This is a genomic window from Hydrogenophaga sp., assembly GCF_028698005.1.
Classification (GTDB): Bacteria; Pseudomonadota; Gammaproteobacteria; order Burkholderiales; family Burkholderiaceae_C; genus Hydrogenophaga.
In genome coordinates, this window is record NZ_JAQVEJ010000057.1 from 1 (window position 1) to 16123 (window position 16123).

Genomic DNA, 16123 nt, shown 5'->3' on the forward strand with positions numbered 1-16123 from the left:
CGACCTGAACTCCGCCTCGCCGGGCACCAAGCGGGAGGCGGCGGCGCTCATCGACGCGGCGGGCGGGCATTACGTCGAGGCCGGCGTCATGACCTCGGTGCCGCCCTACGGCATCCGGGTGCCCATGCTGCTGGGCGGGCCGCACGCGGCCACCCTGCAGCCGCGCCTGGCCGCGCTGGGCATGGAGACCCAGGTGGCCAGTGATTGCCTGGGCGTGGCCTCGGCGACCAAGATGTGCCGCAGCGTGATGATCAAGGGCCTGGAGGCCCTGGTGATCGAGAGCTACACCGCGGCACGTCACTATGGTGTCGAGGACGCGATGATCGCCACGTTGCAGGAGACCTTTCCCGGCATCGACTGGACGAGGCAGGGCGCCTACTTCTTCAGCCGCGTGGCCCAGCACGGCCGCCGCCGCGCCGAGGAGATGCGTGAAGTGGCGCGCACCGTGCGCGAGGCCGGTTTCGAGCCGACCATGGCATCGGCCATTGCCGACAAGCACGACTGGATGGCCAGGCAGGCCCAGGCCGGCCGTTTCACCGGGCTGGGCGCAACGCCCGTCTGGCAGGACTATGCCGACCGGCTGCTGGCCAGGCCCGCCGCCAACGACTGATTTTTCCCTTCCTTTCGACGCATGCTCGACATCCTGGCCATCACCGGTCCCATCTATCTGTGCGTGCTCGCCGGCTACGCGGCCGTCCGCTGGGGTCTGTTCAGCAAGGCCGACATGCGTGTGTTCGGGCGTTTCGTGCTCGATGTGTCGCTGCCTGCGCTGCTGTTCTATACGCTGGCCTCGCGGCCGCTGTCGGACGTGCTGCGACCGGGCTACCTGCTGGTGTACACCGCGGGCTCGCTGCTCGTGCTGGGGGGCGGCCTGCTGTGGTCGTGGAAAGCGCGTGGGCGCACGCTCACCGAGAGTGCCTACCTGGCCATGGGCATGAGTTGCGCCAACAGCGGCTTCGTGGGCTACCCGCTGATGCTGCTGTTGTTCGGGCCGCTGGGCGGCGTGATCCTGGCGCTGAACTTCATCATCGAGAACCTCATCAAGCTGCCGCTGCTGATCGCCCTGGCCGACGCCGGCGCGCACGAAGGCCCGCGCCAGACGGTGCTTCGGGTGATCCGGCAGACCCTGGCGCGGCTGGCGCGCAACCCCATCATCATCGGCATCGTGCTCGGCTGTGCGGTCGCCATCTCCGGCTGGCAGCTGCCCGCGGTGCTCTCGCGCGCGGTCACGCTGTTCTCGGGTGCGGCCGGTGGTCTGGCGCTGTTCATCATCGGTGGCAGCCTCTCGGGCCTGCAGCTCAAGGGCATGCGCTCGCAGGTGGCGCAGGTCGCGATCGGCAAGCTGCTGCTGCATCCGGCCGCCATCTGGGCCGTCATCGTGCTGTTCGGGCAGTTGGGCTGGCCGGTGCCCGTGGGTGAACTGAAGGTGGCGGCCGTGCTGTCGGCGGCCATGCCCATGCTGGGCGTCTATGCGGTGCTGGCCCAGCGCCATGGACACGAGGAGTTCAGCTCGGCGGCCCTGCTGGTGACGACCGGCCTGTCTTTCTTCTCGATCAGTGCCATCCTCTGGCTGATGCGCCACAGCGCTGGCTGGCTGGCCTAAGGCCTGCCCACACGACTTTTTCAGGACGCGTGGCGGACTCACGCGACGGCCGTCATGACCTGGCGGATCAGGTCGATGGCGGCTTGCTGGGTGAGGGTGGCCGGCCGTTGCGAGCTGGTGGCCAGCGACACCCGGGTGCGCAGGGGCGGCTCGATGCGCCTCATGCGGTAGGCCGAGGGCCGGATCGAACGGGCCACGGCGTTGTGCGACAGCAGGGCCGAGCCGGCGCCATCGGCAACCAGGTCGAGAATCGCCGAGACACCGTCAATCTCCAGCGCCACGGTGGGCCGCTCGCCCAGTGCGGCCATTTCCGCCTCGATGTGCATGCGCAGGGCGTTCGGCCGGCTGGGAATGACCAGCGGCATGCGAGCCACGGTGGCCAGCGGCACCGGTGGTGGTGGCGGCTCTTCGGCCAGCCCTGGCGGGCGCGGCTCGACCAGCCAGAGCTCCTCGTCCTGCAGCGGCGAGATTTCGATCTCGGGCACCGGCTGCGCGTTGTACAGCACGGCGATGTCCAGGCGTCCGTTGAGCAGCCATTCCTGCATGGTCGTCGAGAGCCCTTCGGTGATCGACAGGCTGGCTTCGGGCAGCCGTTCGCGGAACAGACGGATCAACGGTACCGTCAGGGCGCGCGCCATGCTGGGCGGCAGACCGATGGCCACGCGGCCGGCGAGGGCGCCCCGCACCCGCCCGAGCTCCTCTTTGGCGCGCTCGACCTGGTGCAGGATGCCCCGGCCGTGGGCCAGCAGCAACTTGCCGGCCTCGGTGGGTGTGGCACCGCGACCGTTGCGCAACAGCAGGTTCTGGCGCAGCTCCACCTCCAGCAGCCGGACCTGCCGCGACAGGGCCGGCTGCGCCACATCCAGTGCCTGGGCGGCCCGGGTGAAACTGCCCAGTTCGGCCACGCGCACGAAGTATTCCAGTTGTTTGAGGTCCATGGGGTGGGGCGGGTATCGAATGTCAATCGCAAGAATAGCTTGATCATAGTTATAAACATCTGTTCTAGCTGTTAGCGTGCTGAAGCGGTTGGATAGGGCGGGTGCCGCGCCGACAATGGGCACCAAACCGGCTGCCGGCGGTGCGCTCGCGCCCGGCGTCTGCACAGGCCGGCCCATCCCAGACTGAGGAGCAACCGTTCATGAGTCAGAAGCAACCCCTGATCATCGACTGCCATGGCCACTACACCACGGCACCCAGCGCATTGGAAAACTGGCGCAGCCGGCAGATCGCCGGTATCAAGGACCCGGCGCAGGCGCCCCGGGTATCCGACCTGAAGATCAGCGACGACGAACTGCGTGAGTCGATCGAGCTGAATCAATTGCGCTTCATGAAGGAGCGCGGCTCCGACATCACGCTGTTTTCGCCGCGCGCCAGCTTCATGGCCCATCACATCGGTGATTTCCAGGTGTCCAGTACCTGGGCCGCCATCTGCAACGAGCTGTGCTACCGCGTCTCGCAGCTGTTTCCCGACCACTTCGTGCCGGTGACCATGCTGCCGCAAAGCCCCGGCGTCGACCCGGCGACCTGCATCCCCGAGATGGAGAAGTGCATCAAGGAATATGGCAACGTCGGCATCAACCTCAACCCCGATCCGTCGGGTGGCCACTGGACCAGCCCGCCCCTGACCGATCGCCACTGGTACCCCCTCTACGAAAAGATGGTGGAGTACGACGTGCCGGCCATGATCCATGTGAGCACGAGCTGCAACGCGTGCTTCCACACCACCGGCGCGCACTACATCAACGCCGACACCACGGCGGTGATGCAGCTCATCCAGGGCAACCTGTTCAAGGATTTCCCCACGCTGCGTTTCATCATTCCGCACGGCGGTGGTGCCGCCCCCTACCACTGGGGCCGCTACCGCGGCCTGGCGCAAGAGCTGAAGCAGCCCGTGCTGTCCGAACACCTGCTCAAGAACATCTTCTTCGACACCTGCGTGTACCACCAGCCGGGCATCGACCTGTTGACGAAGGTGATCCCGGTGGAGAACATCCTGTTCGCCTCGGAGATGATCGGCGCGGTGCGCGGCATCGACCCCGAGACCGGCCACTACTACGACGACACCAAGCGCTATGTCCAGGCCACGGCCAACCTGAGCGAGGAGCAGCGCTTCCAGGTGTACGAAGGCAATGCCCGGCGTGTATTCCCGCGCCTGGACGCGCAACTGAAGGCCAAGGGCCTCTGATCAGCACAAGGAGGACTTCCGATGTACGAACTTGGCGTTGTGTACCGCAACATCCACCGCACCGACCGGGATACCACCGACGCGCTGGCCGCGCTGGGCTCGGCCACGGTCCACGAGGCCATGGGCCGCGTGGGCCTGCTCAAGCCCTACATGCGACCGATCTTCCCGGGCGCACAGGTGTCGGGCACGGCCGTGACCGTGCTGCTGCACCCCGGTGACAACTGGATGATGCACGTGGTGGCTGAGCAGATCCAGCCGGGCGACATCGTCGTGGCGGCGATCTCGGCCGAGTGCACCGACGGCTACTTCGGCGACCTGCTGGCCACGAGCTTCCAGGCGCGCGGCGCGCGGGCGCTGGTCATCGACGCCGGCGTGCGCGACGTGAAGACGCTCACCGAGATGAACTTCCCGGTCTGGAGCAAGGCGATCAGCGCCAAGGGCACGATCAAGGCGACGCTGGGCTCGGTCAACATCCCGGTGGTGTGCGCCGGCATGCTGGTCAACCCGGGCGATGTGATCGTGGCCGACGACGACGGCGTGGTCTGCGTGCCGCGCGAGAAGGCAGTCGCGACGCTGGAGGCGGCGCGCAAGCGCGAGGCCAACGAAGGCGAGAAGCGCGAGAAGCTGGCCTCGGGCGTGCTGGGCCTAGACATGTACAAGATGCGCGAGCCCCTGGCGGCCGCCGGCCTGAAGTACATCGACTGAACGAGAGACCAGCATGAGCAAAACCACTTCCGGAGACTTCACCAAGACCGCTGGCTGGCTCGACTGGTACACCGGCCCGAGCAAGCCCAGGTTCCAGTTGCCCGCGGGCGCCGTGGACGCGCACTGCCACGTGTTCGGCCCCGGCGGGCAGTTCCCCTACGCACCCGAGCGCAAGTACACGCCCTGCGACGCGTCCAGGGCCGAGCTGTTCGCGCTGCGCGACCACCTGGGTTTTGCGCGCAACGTGATCGTGCAGGCCACCTGCCACGGCGCCGACAACCGCGCCATGGTCGATGCGTGCCTGGCCTCGAACGGCAAGGCGCGCGGCGTGGCCACCGTGCGGCGCAGCGTGACCGACGAGGAACTGCAGCAATTGCATGACGCGGGCGTGCGCGGCGTGCGCTTCAATTTCGTCAAGCGCCTGGTCGATTTCACGCCCAAGGACGAACTGATGGAGATCGCCGGCCGCATCGCCAGGCTGGGCTGGCACGTGGTGATCTACTTCGAGGCGGTGGACCTGCCCGAGCTGTGGGACTTCTTCACCAGCCTGCCCACCACCGTGGTGGTCGACCACATGGGCCGCCCCGACGTGAGCAAGCCCGTCGACGGCCCCGAGTTCGAGCTGTTCCTGAAGTTCATGCGCGAGCACCCGAACGTCTGGAGCAAGGTCAGCTGCCCCGAGCGCCTGTCGGTCACCGGCCCCAAGGCCCTGAATGGCGAGCAGGCGGCCTACCGGGACGTGGTGCCGTTCGCGCGCAAGGTGGTCGAGGAATTTCCCGACCGCGTGCTCTGGGGCACCGACTGGCCTCACCCGAACCTCAAGGACCACATGCCCGACGACGGCCTGCTGGTGGATTTCATTCCGCACATCGCGCCGACGCCCGAGCTGCAGCGCAAGCTGCTCGTGACCAACCCCATGAGGCTCTACTGGCCAGAGGAGACAACATGATGAATCCCCACGCGCATCACTTCGTGTATTCGCTGCCCCCCGAGGGGGCGCTCGCCTCCCTTGGGGCGGCCCGGCAGGAGGCGTGACATGGCGCTGCACAAACCCTACCAGGACGTGCCCGGCACGATCATCTTCGATGCCGAGCAAAGCCGCAAAGGCTACTGGCTCAACCAGTTCTGCATGAGCCTGATGAAGGCCGAGAACCGTGAGAGGTTCAAGGCCGACGAGCGTGCCTACCTCGACGAGTGGCCGATGACCGAGGAGCAGAAGCAGGCTGTGCTGGCGCGCGATTTGAACTGGTGCATGCGCACGGGTGGCAACATCTATTTCCTGGCCAAGATCGGCGCCACCGACGGCAAGAGCTTCCAGCAGATGGCGGGCTCGATGACCGGCATGACCGAAGAGGAATACCGCAACATGATGATCAACGGTGGCCGCAGCGTGGAAGGCAACCGCTACTTGGGCGAAGACGGCGACGCGCAACCCCACCGGCAGCCGCAGGGCTCCGCAGGAAAGAAAGCTTGACCATGGCCAAGATCACCGCATCCGTCTATACCTCGCACGTGCCCGCCATTGGCGCGGCCATGGACCTGGGCAAGACCCAGGAGGACTACTGGAAACCGCTGTTCGCCGGATATGAATACTCCCGGCAGTGGATGAAGGACAACAAACCCGACGTGATCTTTCTGGTCTACAACGACCATGCCACGGCCTTCAGCCTGGATCTGATCCCGACCTTCGCCATCGGCACGGCGGCCGAGTTCACGCCCGCCGACGAGGGCTGGGGTCCGCGTCCGGTGCCCAAGGTCATCGGTCACCCGGAGCTGGCCTCGCATATCGCGCAAAGCGTGATCCAGCAGGACTTCGACCTGACCATCGTCAACAAGATGGACGTGGACCACGGCCTGACGGTGCCGCTGTCGCTCATGTGCGGCGAGCTCGACCCGAAGACGGACGCCTGGCCGTGCCCGGTGATTCCCTTCGCGGTCAACGTGGTGCAATACCCCGTGCCCAGCGGCCAGCGCTGCTTCAACCTGGGCCAGGCGATCCGCCGCGCCATCGAAAGCTACGACGAGGACCTGAATGTGCATATCTGGGGCACCGGTGGCATGAGCCACCAGCTCCAGGGTGCGCGCGCCGGACTGATCAATGCCGAGTGGGACAATCGTTTCCTCGACCGTCTGATCGCCGAGCCGGCCGACCTGGCCAAGGTGCCGCACATCGAATACGTGCGCGAAGCGGGCAGCGAAGGCATCGAGCTGGTGATGTGGCTGATCGCGCGCGGCGCCATGGGCGACGTGGCCGGCTCGGGCCGACCGCCGCGCCTGGCGCACCGTTTCTACCACGTGCCCGCGTCGAACACCGCCGTGGGACACTTGATCCTCGAAAACACATAAAGGAGTACATACATGACCATCAAAGTCGCTCTCGCGGGTGCCGGCGCCTTCGGCATCAAGCATCTGGACGGCATCAAGAACATCGACGGCGTGGAAGTGGTGTCGCTGGTCGGTCGTCGTCTGGAACCCACCCAGGAAGTGGCGGACAAGTACGGCATCGGCCATGTGACCACCGATCTGGCCGAAGCCCTGGCAAAGCCCGAAGTGGACGCCGTGATCCTGTGCACCCCGACACAGCTGCATGCGGCGCAATCGATCCAGTGCATGAAGGCCGGCAAGCACGTGCAGGTGGAAATTCCGCTGGCCGACAGCTGGGCGCAAGCCGAAGAAGTGCTGAAGGTGCAAAAGGAAACCGGCAAGGTCGCCATGGTCGGCCACACCCGCCGCTTCAACCCCAGCCACCAGTGGGTGAACCAGAAGATCAAGGCCGGCGAATTCCACATCCATCAGATGGATGTGCAGACCTACTTCTTCCGCCGCACCAACATGAACGCGGCCGGCCAGCCGCGCTCGTGGACCGACCACCTGCTGTGGCACCACGCCGCCCATACCGTGGACCTGTTCGCCTACCAGTGCGGCAGCCCGATCGTGCAGGCCAACGCCATCCAGGGTCCGATCCACCCGACGCTGGGCATTGCCATGGACATGAGCATCCAGCTCAAGGCGGCCAATGGGGCCATCTGCACGCTGAGCCTGTCGTTCAACAACGACGGCCCGCTGGGCGCCTTCTTCCGCTACATCGGCGACACCGGCACCTACATCGCCCGCTACGACGACCTGTACACCGGCAAGGACGAACAGATCGACGTGTCGAAGGTGGCCGTCTCGATGAACGGCATCGAGTTGCAGGATCGCGAGTTCTTCGCCGCCATCCGCGAAGGCCGTGAGCCCAACAGCAGCGTGGCGCAGGTGCTGCCGTGCTACAAGGTGCTGCACGATCTGGAGCAGCAACTGGGCTGATTGTCTATCATTGGCGCTGCGACGGCCCCATGCCATCGGCTGGGGCCGTTTTCATTCAGGAGTATCTCCATGCAACAACGACAACTCGGCCCTTTCAGCGTCGGTGCCATCGGCCTGGGCTGCATGAACATCTGCCATGCCTATGGCGCACCCGTGTCCGAGGCCGACGCCGAACGGCTGCTGCTGGCGGCCCTGGACCAGGGCGTCACCCACTTTGACACGGCCGCGCTCTATGGCTTTGGCGCCAGCGAAACCATGGTGGGCAAGGTGCTCTCCAGCCAGCGCTCGAAATTCACGCTGGCCAGCAAGTGCGGCATGCAGGGGGTGGACGTCAACGGTGATGGCAAGCTGGTGCGGGTGATCGACGGCCGCCCCGCCACACTCAAGGCCACCTGTGAAGCGGCGCTGAAGCGCCTGCAGACCGATGTGATCGACCTGTACTACCTGCACCGCTGGGACAAGCAGGTCCCCATCGAGGACAGCGTCGGCGCACTGGCCGATCTGGTGCGCGAAGGCAAGATCCGCAGCATCGGCCTGTCCGAGGTGTCGGCGGCCACGCTGCGCCGGGCCCATGCCGTGCACCCGATCGCGGCCGTGCAGACCGAGTACTCGCTGTGGACCCGCAACCCAGAGATTGCGGTGCTCGGTGCCTGCCGTGAACTGGGCGTGAGCTTCGTGGCCTTCAGCCCGGTGGCACGGGGATTCCTGTGTGGCCCGATGGATGTGTCGGCCTTTGACGCCAAGGACATCCGCCGCGCCATGCCGCGCTTCACGGCCGAGAACTATGCCCGCAATGCCCGCTTGCTGCCGGCCTACACCGAACTGGCCCGGGAGGCCGGTTGCACGCCGGCCCAGTTGGCCATCGCCTGGCTGCTGCACCAGGGCCCGGACATCCTGCCGATTCCGGGTACCACCCGCATCGACCACCTGAGCGAAAACCTGGGGGCGGCCGACGTGAAGCTGTCCGATGATCTGCTGGCCCGGCTGGATGCCCTGATCAATCCGGGCACGGTACACGGCGACCGCTACAACGAGCAGTCCAACCGCGAGGTCGACACCGAAACCTTCTGAGGCAAGGCGCCGCATGGCCCCGGATACCTGGTTCATCTACCTGGCGGCCGCCATCGGCCTGTCACTCTCGCCGGGGCCCAATGGACTGCTGGCGCTCACGCACGGGGTGCTGCACGGCCGGCGGCGCACGCTGTTCACGATCGCGGGCGGGGCGCTGGGTTTCGTGCTGATCATCGGCCTGTCGATGTTCGGCATCGGGGCGCTGCTCAAGACCTCGCTGTTGTGGCTGACGGTCATGAAATGGGTGGGTGGCGCCTACCTGGTGTGGCTGGGCATCCAGGTCTGGCGCTCGCCGCCGGTGGGCCAGTCGCTGCAGGTGGACGCCACGCCGCGCTCGCGTTTCTCGCTGTTCCGCCAGGGCTGGCTGTCGGCGGTCACCAACCCCAAGGCAGTGCTGTTCTTTGCCGCGTTCCTGCCCCAGTTCATCGACCCGGCCCGCAGCCTCTGGCTGCAGTTCCTCATCATGGCCGGCACCTTCGGGCTGATCGAGGTGCTCACGGAATGGGTCATTGCCAGCCTGGCACACCAGCTGCGTGGCTGGCTGCAACGGGTCGGGCGCCGCTTCAACCAGGCGTGCGGCGCCCTTTTCATGGTCATTGGCGCGGCCTTGCCCTGGCGCGTCTGACAGCCGAAGAGGCTCAGGCCTTGAGCAGCTGACCCAGGTCGAAGGCGACGTCGCCCGCCTGCCACGGCGTGGGGGAGAGGCCGGCGTCCAGCAGCTTGCGGGCCTGCAAATGGTCCCTGGCCGCGTTGACGCTGTCCACGGCCAGCAGCCGCTCACCCTGGAAGTGGTAGACGCTGAAGCCGCCGGCGGCCATGTCGCCACGCACGGCCCAGGCATCGGCCCCCGCCGACAGGCCCGCCATCTGGAGCTTGCGGTCGTACTGGTCGCTCCAGAACCACGGCGTGGTGGTGAAGGGGCGCTCCTGTCCCAGCAGGGCGGCGGCCGCGCTCTTGCCCTGCTCGGTGGCGTTCTGCACCGACTCCAGCCGCAGCAGGCTGCCGTCGGGCAGGCGTCGCGCCGTGCAGTCACCGGCCGCGACGATGGCCGGATCGCTGGTGCGACCGCAGGCGTCCACGACGATGCCGCGCTCGCACGCAAGACCGGCCTCACGGGCCAGCACGTCGTTGGCCGCCACGCCAATGCCCACGACCACGAGGCCTGCCGGCAGCACGCTGCCGTCGGCCAGCCGCACGCCGTGCACACCGCCAGCGTCGGCTTCGATGCCGGCCACCTGCGCATCGAACACCAGCCGGACGCCGTGGCGGCGATGCAGGTCGGCGTACCAGTCCGAGAGCACCGGTGCCAGCACGCGGCCGAGCAGACGCGGCGCGGCCTCCAGGACCGTCACGCGTGCGCCTTTCTTGCGCGCGGTGGCCGCCACTTCGAGACCGATGAAACCGCCGCCGATCACCACCACGGGCCGGTCCTGTGCCACGCAGGTTGCCATGCGCCCGGCGATGGCACTGGCGTCGGCGCGGGAGCGCAGGGGCAGCACGCCCTCGGCGTCGGCGCCGGGCAGGGGCAGTGCGCGTGGCGTGGCACCGGTGGCCAGCACCAGGCCGCTGTAGGGCAGGGTGCCGCCATCGGCCAGCTGCAGCGTGCGCGTGGCGCGGTCGATGCGCCGGACCGTCACGCCGGTGCGCAGCTCGATGCCCTTGCGCGCCAGCATCTCGGGCGCGCGCAGCACGAGTTGCGCCGCGTCCATCTCGCCGGCCAGCCAGGCCTTGGACAGGGGTGGTCGGTGGTAGGGGCCGTGGGGCTCATCGCCCAGCAGGGTGATGCGGCCCGTGTACCCGCCGGCACGCAGCGCCTCGGCGGTCTGCACGCCGGCCTGGCCGGCGCCCACGATGACGATACCCGGCGTGGTCATGGCGGCGGTCATTCCTGGCATTCGGGCAGCGTGATCACGCCACCGTCGAGCGCGGCGCTGGCCCTGATCTGGCACGCCAGGCGGCTGTTGGGCCGCCGCTCGGCGACCACGTTTTCCAGCATGTCCAGCTCGCCCTGCGAGGGCGGCGGCAGCACGCCGGCCAGAAAATCGTCGACATAGCAGTGGCAGGTGGCGCAGGCGCAGGAGCCGCCGCACTCGCCGATGATGCCCTCGATGCCACTGGTGGTGGCGCCCTGCATCAGGCTCCAGCCGTCGGCCAGATCGATGGTGGTGGACTGGCCGTTGGCCTCGACGTAGGTGATGTGTGCCATCGTGCTCTCTCCTCGTGGGGTTTACTGCACCCGCAACTGCAACACCAGCGGGCTGCGGAAGGTGGACGAGGGCATCCAGGGGAGCTGGTCGGCGACCCGACGGTAGTCGGGTACCACCTGGTGGAACTCCTCGAACGCGATCTTGACCGCCAGCCGCGCGATCGCCGTACCCAGGCAGGCATGCACGCCACCGCCAAAACCCAGGTGGCCCCGCGGCTTGCGTGTGATGTCATAGGCATCGGGGTTGGGGTACTGGCGCTCGTCGCGGTTGCCGCTGCCGTAGGCCAGGCAGACGAAATCGCCTTCCTTCATGGTCTGGCCATGCAGGGTCACGTCCTTCATCAGGCGACGGCGGAAGCGCTGTGCCGAGGTGTTGAAGCGCAGACTTTCCTCGATGGCGTCGGGCAGCAGGGACGGGTTGGCGACCACGGCGCGGCGCGCCTCATCGAACGTGGCCAGGTTGTAGGCCATCATCATCATGAAGCCGCCCAGGCTCTCCACGCCGGCCATGATCAGCGTGGTGGTGGTCAGCAGCACCTCACGCTCGTCCAGGCGGTCGCCATCGATCTCGGCCAAGGCGAAGTGGCTGATCAGATCGTTCTGCGGCTCGGCACGGCGCATGGCGATGACCTTGCTGGCGTAGTCCTGCATCCAGTTGTAGGCGGCGATGTGCTCGGGCCCCTTGGCGCGGGTGCGGGCGTCGCTCTGCACCATCAGCACGGCGTTTTCGCGCACCTCGTGCTCGGGCACCAGCGCGTCTTCTCCCATCGGCAGACCCAGCGCAGCCATCAGCACCTTGACGGTGAACTGCGAGGACACATCCTTGAAATCGAACTCGCCCACGCCACGCAATTGCGCGAACACGTCGCGCGCCACGGTACGGATCGGTTCCTCCAGCGCCAGCAGGTTGCGCTTCATGAAGGCGTGCTGGATCAGGCCGCGCAGGCGGTCGTGCTTGGGTGGGTCGGAGCTGCCCAGCGTGGCGCCGGCACGGCCGGGCAACTCGGTCATCAGGTTGCCGCTGGCACTGGAGTAGGTCTGCCAGTCCTGACCGGCGGTGACGATGTCGGCGTAGCGCGAGAGGATCCACATCTGCGCTTCCTCGCTCCAGAAGCAGGGGAACTCGTCGCGCAGGCGCTTGTAGGCGGGAAAGGGGTCGGCGTCGATGGCCGGGGAATACGGGTCGAAATGGAAGCTGCCAAGGCCCATGATGTGTCTCCTGGGGTTGTCGTGCGGGGGCTTGCTGCGGCCACGGCGTCGATGTCCTGCGCAGCGGGATCCACTGTAGGCGCTGGCCGCGCCGATGCCACTGCACAAAGTAGGGATAATTCTTGTACTTTTTGAATGAGGAGACAGACATGACTCCCACCGCGTCAGCGCCAGCGACAGCGCCGGTACGGCGGCGCAGGGATGCGGACATTCCCCGTTTCGCGCTGTACGGCGAGCCCGCCAAGCCGGGTGACGAGTTGCTGCACATCGAGACCGTGGCCTCGCGCAGCCGGCGCTATCACTGGGAAATCGATGCCCATGTGCACCAGGGGCTGTACCAGATCCTTTGGCTGGCAAGGGGTTGGGCGGAAGTAGGGCTGGACGAGTGGCGCGCCCGCGTCCAGGGGCCGGTGGCCGTGGTGGTGCCGCCCGGCGTGGTGCACGGCTTCCGCTTTGAGCCCGAAGCAGACGGCCGCGTGCTCACGCTCAGCCCGCGCTTTCTCGTCGAGGGCGAGTTCGAGAACATCGGCCGCGCCTTCCGCGACCTGTTTTCGGCGCCAAACATGTTGCACTTTTCACCTGACGATGCCGAAGCGCAGCGCCTGCATGTGCAGCTATCGGAGCTCTCCGCCGAGTTTGCGCTGCCCGGCGCCGCCGAGGCGCCGGTGCTGCGCTGGCTGGCGCGTGCGGTGGTCTGGCGGCTGGCGCGCGCGAGCGAGCAGGGCCTGCGCGAGGGTGGCGAGTCCAGGGCGCATCAGGCCCTGTTCACGCGCTTTCTGCTGCTGGTGGAACAGCATTTCCTGGAGCATTGGCCCATCGGCCGGTATGCATCGCGCCTGGGCCTGTCCACCCAGCGGCTCAACCGCATCGTGCGGGCCGAACGGGGCTGTTCGGCGCTGGAACTGGTGCACGACCGGCTCACGCGCGAGGCCTGCCGGCGGCTGATCTATGTGGCCGCGCCGGCGACCAGCCTGGCGCTGGAGCTGGGCTTCGAAGACCCGGCCTACTTCTCGCGCTTCTTCCGGCGGCGCACCGGGGCCAGTCCCCAGCAATGGCGACGGGCTCACACCGGGCAGGCCGAGCGGTCCTAGCCACCGGGCACGGCGGTGGGGGCCAGGGCCAGGATCTGTTCGCGCAGCCAGCGGTGTGCGGGGTCGGCCTGGTGCTGACGGTGCCAGATCAGGTACATGGGCATGCCCGGGCAGGGCAGGGGAGGCTTGGCATGGGCCAGGTCGCGCATCAGGCTGTGTTGCAGCAACGCCGGGGCGGTGGCCAGCAGGGCGCTGCCCTTGATGAACGCCGGCAGGCCGGAGAAGCCGGGCACCATGAGCACGAACCGGCGCCGGATGCCACGGGCCTCCAGGGTGCGGTCCAGGGACAGGGCGCGGCGCGGCTCATAGACCACGGTGGCGTGATCGGCCGCCAGGTAGTCCTCCAGGGTGGTCGGTGCGGCGCGGACGGCCGGGTCGTAGAAGACCCGGTAGCCACCTTCGAAGACGCGCTGCTGCAGGATGTCGCTGCCGTCGGGGGGCCGGGGGCTGATGGCGATGTCGCAGACGCGGTCGCGCAGCATCTCCAGGCTGGGGACGCCCGATGGAATGATGCGCAGCACCACCCCGGGGGCGGCCTCGCGCAACCGCCGTGCCAGTGCCGGCAACAGCACGTCACGCTGGAAATCGTTGGCGGCGATGGTGACGGTGGCCTGCCAGCGGGCCGGGTCGAAATCACCGGCATGGGCGAAGCGCTCGAGCTGTCGCAACAGGGCGCGCGCCTCCTCGGCCAACTGCTGCGCGCGCGCGGTGGCCACGATGCCCCGGCCGCTCTTGACGAACAGGGGGTCGCCGGTGATGGCCCGCAACTTGTCCAGCTGGTGACTCACCGCCGACTGGGTCACCCCCAGGCGGTGGGCGGCACCGGTGACGCTGCCCGCCTCGACCACCGCCACCAGTTGCTGCAGGGCGCGGGCATCCAGGTCGTACCAATCGAAATTGCTCATGTATTCGATGATGAAAGAACGGTTTATTTTTGGCAAGCCCTTGGCCACACTCCGGCCTGACCCCGATCCATTCATTCCACACAGGAGAGCGTCCGTGAGCAAGACCATCCCTGGCACCACCCCTTTCGATGGTGACGCCGCCCAGAAAGGCTATGCGCTGAACAAGATGTGCTTTTCGTTCAATCGGCAGGAGAACCGCGAAGCCTTCGTGGCCGATCCCGAGGCCTACATGAAGCGTTACGGCCTCAACGAGCAGCAGGCCGAGGCCATCCGCTCCAAGCAGGTGCTGGCCATGATCGCGGCCGGCGGCAACGCCTATTACCTGGCCAAGTTCGCCGGCATCTTCGGGCTGGACATGCAGGACATCGGCGCCCAGCAGACCGGCATGACCAAGGACGAGTTCAAGGCCAAGCTCGTCGCCGCCAATGAACAGTGTTGAGCAAACAGGAGCATCCACATGGCACAACTCATCGGTGGCCTGGCCACTTCGCACATTCCCGCCATTGGCGGCGCCATCCACAAGGGTCTGCAGAACGAGCCCTACTGGAAGCCCTTCTTTGACGGCTTCCCGCCCATCCACCAGTGGCTGGGCAAGGTCCGGCCGGATGTGGTGGTGGTGTTCTACAACGACCATGGCCTGAATTTCTTCCTGGACAAGATGCCGACGTTCGCCATCGGCGCCGCGGCCGAATACCGCAACGCCGATGAGGGCTGGGGCATTCCCACGCTGCCGCCGGTTCCGGGCTGCCCGGATCTGTCCTGGCATCTGATCCGCGAACTGATCGCCCGGGAGTTCGACATCGTGACGTGCCAGGAGATGCAGGTCGACCATGCCTGCACCCTGCCGTTCAAGCTGTTCTGGCCCGAGCACGAGGTGGCGCCGGTGCAGATCGTGCCGATCAACATCAACACGGTCCAGTTTCCGCTGCCCACGGCCCGGCGCGTCTACAAGCTGGGCAAGGCGGTGGGCGAGGCGATCCAGCGCTGGGACAGCGACAAGCGCGTGGTCGTCATGGCCTCCGGTGGCCTGTCGCACCAGCTCGATGGCGAGCGGGCCGGGTTCATCAACAAGCAGTTCGATCTGCAGTTCCTCGACAGCATGGAAACCAATCCGGAGTGGGTGACGCAGTTCTCCGATCTGGAACTGGTGGAAAAGGCGGGCACGCAGGGGGTGGAGCTGCTGATGTGGCTGGCCATGCGGGCCGCGCTGACGGCCGCCGGCCCGCGCGTGCGCAAGGTGCACAGCAACTACCACATCCCGATTTCCAACACGGCGACCGGTGTGCTGGCGCTGGAGACGGTTTGACGTTTTTGTCGGCGTCTGGTGCTGGTTCAAGAGGGGGGAGCCTTGGGGTTCCCCTTTTTTCATTCCAGCATCTGTGCGGGTGTCAGGATCGTCCGGTATCCGACTCCGCGAATGTCCCCCGGCTTGGGCGGCGCCCAAGCCTCCTCCTTTATTTCGCTGCGTCAGACACCGAACGCTCCTGACACATCAAACGCTGTGGGCGTTTAACTTTGGTTCTGCGCGTACCACCCCGCTCGCGGGACGGGAGTGTCGGGTGCTTGACGCAGCGAAATAAAGGAGGAGGCGGCCGCAGGCCGCCGGGGGACATTCGCGGAGTCGAGTACCCGGCGATCCCGTCCCACACCAAAGACGGCTGAGCGAAAGAAAACGGGGACCCGAAGGCCCCCGTCAAAGCATGGAATCGCTGAAGTCAGATCACAGCGAATCGATGAAGCTGCGCAGCTTGTCCGAGCGGCTCGGGTGCTTGAGCTTGCGCACCGCCTTGCTCTCGATCTGACGGATGCGCTCGCGCGTCACGTCGAACTGCTTGCCCACCT

The 16123-nt window shown here is 66.9% G+C and carries 19 protein-coding genes; 13 read left to right on the forward strand and 6 right to left on the reverse strand.

From position 1 onward, the window contains the following. On the forward strand, positions 1 to 610 hold a 610-nt coding region (locus PHQ87_RS07790), incomplete at its 5' end, for an NAD(P)-dependent oxidoreductase (protein ID WP_300232779.1). A 21-nt stretch (positions 611 to 631) separates the two neighbouring features. Continuing rightward, positions 632 to 1603: an AEC family transporter gene (locus PHQ87_RS07795; protein WP_300232781.1), complete on the forward strand. Its 972-nt coding sequence runs from the start codon at positions 632 to 634 to the stop codon at positions 1601 to 1603. A gap of 38 nt (positions 1604 to 1641) precedes the next feature. On the opposite strand, the gene PHQ87_RS07800 is transcribed toward PHQ87_RS07795, so the two are convergent. Further along, positions 1642 to 2541, reverse strand: coding sequence for a LysR substrate-binding domain-containing protein (locus tag PHQ87_RS07800; RefSeq protein ID WP_300232783.1), 900 nt, complete (start codon positions 2539 to 2541; stop codon positions 1642 to 1644). Between the two features lie 218 nt (positions 2542 to 2759). On the opposite strand from PHQ87_RS07800, the gene PHQ87_RS07805 reads away from it, so the two are divergent. The 8 genes from PHQ87_RS07805 (at position 2760) to PHQ87_RS07840 (ending at position 9495) form a co-directional block, all read left to right on the forward strand. After that, on the forward strand, positions 2760 to 3788 hold the full coding sequence (locus PHQ87_RS07805; RefSeq protein ID WP_300232809.1) for an amidohydrolase family protein: 1029 nt from the start codon (positions 2760 to 2762) through the stop codon (positions 3786 to 3788). A gap of 21 nt (positions 3789 to 3809) precedes the next feature. Beyond that, a complete protein-coding gene (gene ligK, locus PHQ87_RS07810; RefSeq protein ID WP_300232785.1) occupies positions 3810 to 4493 on the forward strand; it encodes a 4-carboxy-4-hydroxy-2-oxoadipate aldolase/oxaloacetate decarboxylase in 684 nt (227 codons plus the stop codon). 13 nt (positions 4494 to 4506) lie between these two features. Beyond that, a complete protein-coding gene (locus tag PHQ87_RS07815) occupies positions 4507 to 5442 on the forward strand; it encodes an amidohydrolase family protein (protein WP_300232787.1) in 936 nt (311 codons plus the stop codon). 87 nt (positions 5443 to 5529) lie between these two features. Next, a complete protein-coding gene (gene ligA, locus PHQ87_RS07820; RefSeq protein WP_300232789.1) occupies positions 5530 to 5967 on the forward strand; it encodes a protocatechuate 4,5-dioxygenase subunit alpha in 438 nt (145 codons plus the stop codon). A 2-nt stretch (positions 5968 to 5969) separates the two neighbouring features. Continuing rightward, positions 5970 to 6839 carry a class III extradiol dioxygenase subunit beta gene (locus PHQ87_RS07825; protein ID WP_300232791.1) on the forward strand — a complete coding sequence of 290 codons (870 nt, stop codon included), beginning with the start codon at positions 5970 to 5972 and terminating at the stop codon, positions 6837 to 6839. 12 nt (positions 6840 to 6851) lie between these two features. After that, positions 6852 to 7799, forward strand: a complete 948-nt coding sequence (locus tag PHQ87_RS07830; protein WP_300232793.1) for a Gfo/Idh/MocA family oxidoreductase — start codon at positions 6852 to 6854, stop codon at positions 7797 to 7799. A gap of 69 nt (positions 7800 to 7868) precedes the next feature. Further along, on the forward strand, positions 7869 to 8870 hold the full coding sequence (locus PHQ87_RS07835; protein ID WP_300232795.1) for an aldo/keto reductase: 1002 nt from the start codon (positions 7869 to 7871) through the stop codon (positions 8868 to 8870). A gap of 13 nt (positions 8871 to 8883) precedes the next feature. Beyond that, positions 8884 to 9495, forward strand: coding sequence for a LysE family transporter (locus tag PHQ87_RS07840; protein WP_300232797.1), 612 nt, complete (start codon positions 8884 to 8886; stop codon positions 9493 to 9495). A 13-nt stretch (positions 9496 to 9508) separates the two neighbouring features. On the opposite strand, the gene PHQ87_RS07845 is transcribed toward PHQ87_RS07840, so the two are convergent. The 3 genes from PHQ87_RS07845 to PHQ87_RS07855 are packed head-to-tail and all read right to left on the reverse strand — an operon-like array spanning position 9509 to position 12285. Continuing rightward, entirely contained in the window at positions 9509 to 10756 is a 1248-nt protein-coding gene (locus PHQ87_RS07845) for an FAD-dependent oxidoreductase (RefSeq protein ID WP_300232798.1), read from the reverse strand. Further along, positions 10753 to 11076 carry a 2Fe-2S iron-sulfur cluster-binding protein gene (locus PHQ87_RS07850; protein ID WP_300232800.1) on the reverse strand — a complete coding sequence of 108 codons (324 nt, stop codon included), beginning with the start codon at positions 11074 to 11076 and terminating at the stop codon, positions 10753 to 10755. The genes PHQ87_RS07845 and PHQ87_RS07850 overlap by 4 nt, the downstream gene beginning before the upstream one ends. Before the next feature lie 21 nt (positions 11077 to 11097). Further along, positions 11098 to 12285 (reverse strand): cytochrome P450, encoded by a 1188-nt coding sequence (locus PHQ87_RS07855; protein ID WP_300232801.1) that lies wholly within the window; start codon positions 12283 to 12285, stop codon positions 11098 to 11100. Positions 12286 to 12434: 149 nt separating this feature from the next. On the opposite strand from PHQ87_RS07855, the gene PHQ87_RS07860 reads away from it, so the two are divergent. After that, a complete protein-coding gene (locus tag PHQ87_RS07860; protein ID WP_300232803.1) occupies positions 12435 to 13376 on the forward strand; it encodes a helix-turn-helix domain-containing protein in 942 nt (313 codons plus the stop codon). On the opposite strand, the gene PHQ87_RS07865 is transcribed toward PHQ87_RS07860, so the two are convergent. After that, a complete protein-coding gene (locus PHQ87_RS07865; protein WP_300232805.1) occupies positions 13373 to 14281 on the reverse strand; it encodes a LysR family transcriptional regulator in 909 nt (302 codons plus the stop codon). The two genes, PHQ87_RS07860 and PHQ87_RS07865, sit on opposite strands and share 4 nt — an antisense overlap. A gap of 94 nt (positions 14282 to 14375) precedes the next feature. On the opposite strand from PHQ87_RS07865, the gene PHQ87_RS07870 reads away from it, so the two are divergent. Continuing rightward, a complete protein-coding gene (locus PHQ87_RS07870; RefSeq protein WP_300232806.1) occupies positions 14376 to 14720 on the forward strand; it encodes a protocatechuate 4,5-dioxygenase subunit alpha in 345 nt (114 codons plus the stop codon). An 18-nt stretch (positions 14721 to 14738) separates the two neighbouring features. Further along, complete coding sequence (locus PHQ87_RS07875) at positions 14739 to 15587, forward strand: class III extradiol dioxygenase family protein (protein WP_300232808.1); 849 nt, start codon at positions 14739 to 14741, stop codon at positions 15585 to 15587. Positions 15588 to 16001: 414 nt separating this feature from the next. Here the strand turns inward: PHQ87_RS07875 and PHQ87_RS16070 are convergent, their stop codons facing one another. Continuing rightward, positions 16002 to 16121, reverse strand: a complete 120-nt coding sequence (locus PHQ87_RS16070) for a sigma factor-like helix-turn-helix DNA-binding protein (RefSeq protein ID WP_366524446.1) — start codon at positions 16119 to 16121, stop codon at positions 16002 to 16004. Between the last annotated feature and the right edge of the window lie 2 nt (positions 16122 to 16123).

What these genes read in the sequence shown, in the direction of transcription:
- PHQ87_RS07825 (WP_300232791.1), top strand. Translation starts at nt 5,970, where the DNA reads ATGGCCAAGATCACCGCATCCGTCTATACCTCGCACGTGCCCGCCATT.
- PHQ87_RS07800 (WP_300232783.1), bottom strand. Translation starts at nt 2,541, where the DNA reads ATGGACCTCAAACAACTGGAATACTTCGTGCGCGTGGCCGAACTGGGC.
- PHQ87_RS07845 (WP_300232798.1), bottom strand. Translation starts at nt 10,756, where the DNA reads ATGACCGCCGCCATGACCACGCCGGGTATCGTCATCGTGGGCGCCGGC.
- PHQ87_RS07795 (WP_300232781.1), top strand. Translation starts at nt 632, where the DNA reads ATGCTCGACATCCTGGCCATCACCGGTCCCATCTATCTGTGCGTGCTC.
- PHQ87_RS07865 (WP_300232805.1), bottom strand. Translation starts at nt 14,281, where the DNA reads ATGAGCAATTTCGATTGGTACGACCTGGATGCCCGCGCCCTGCAGCAA.
- ligK (WP_300232785.1), top strand. Translation starts at nt 3,810, where the DNA reads ATGTACGAACTTGGCGTTGTGTACCGCAACATCCACCGCACCGACCGG.
- PHQ87_RS07860 (WP_300232803.1), top strand. Translation starts at nt 12,435, where the DNA reads ATGACTCCCACCGCGTCAGCGCCAGCGACAGCGCCGGTACGGCGGCGC.
- PHQ87_RS07850 (WP_300232800.1), bottom strand. Translation starts at nt 11,076, where the DNA reads ATGGCACACATCACCTACGTCGAGGCCAACGGCCAGTCCACCACCATC.
- ligA (WP_300232789.1), top strand. Translation starts at nt 5,530, where the DNA reads ATGGCGCTGCACAAACCCTACCAGGACGTGCCCGGCACGATCATCTTC.
- PHQ87_RS07855 (WP_300232801.1), bottom strand. Translation starts at nt 12,285, where the DNA reads ATGGGCCTTGGCAGCTTCCATTTCGACCCGTATTCCCCGGCCATCGAC.
- PHQ87_RS07840 (WP_300232797.1), top strand. Translation starts at nt 8,884, where the DNA reads ATGGCCCCGGATACCTGGTTCATCTACCTGGCGGCCGCCATCGGCCTG.
- PHQ87_RS07875 (WP_300232808.1), top strand. Translation starts at nt 14,739, where the DNA reads ATGGCACAACTCATCGGTGGCCTGGCCACTTCGCACATTCCCGCCATT.
- PHQ87_RS07830 (WP_300232793.1), top strand. Translation starts at nt 6,852, where the DNA reads ATGACCATCAAAGTCGCTCTCGCGGGTGCCGGCGCCTTCGGCATCAAG.
- PHQ87_RS07835 (WP_300232795.1), top strand. Translation starts at nt 7,869, where the DNA reads ATGCAACAACGACAACTCGGCCCTTTCAGCGTCGGTGCCATCGGCCTG.
- PHQ87_RS07815 (WP_300232787.1), top strand. Translation starts at nt 4,507, where the DNA reads ATGAGCAAAACCACTTCCGGAGACTTCACCAAGACCGCTGGCTGGCTC.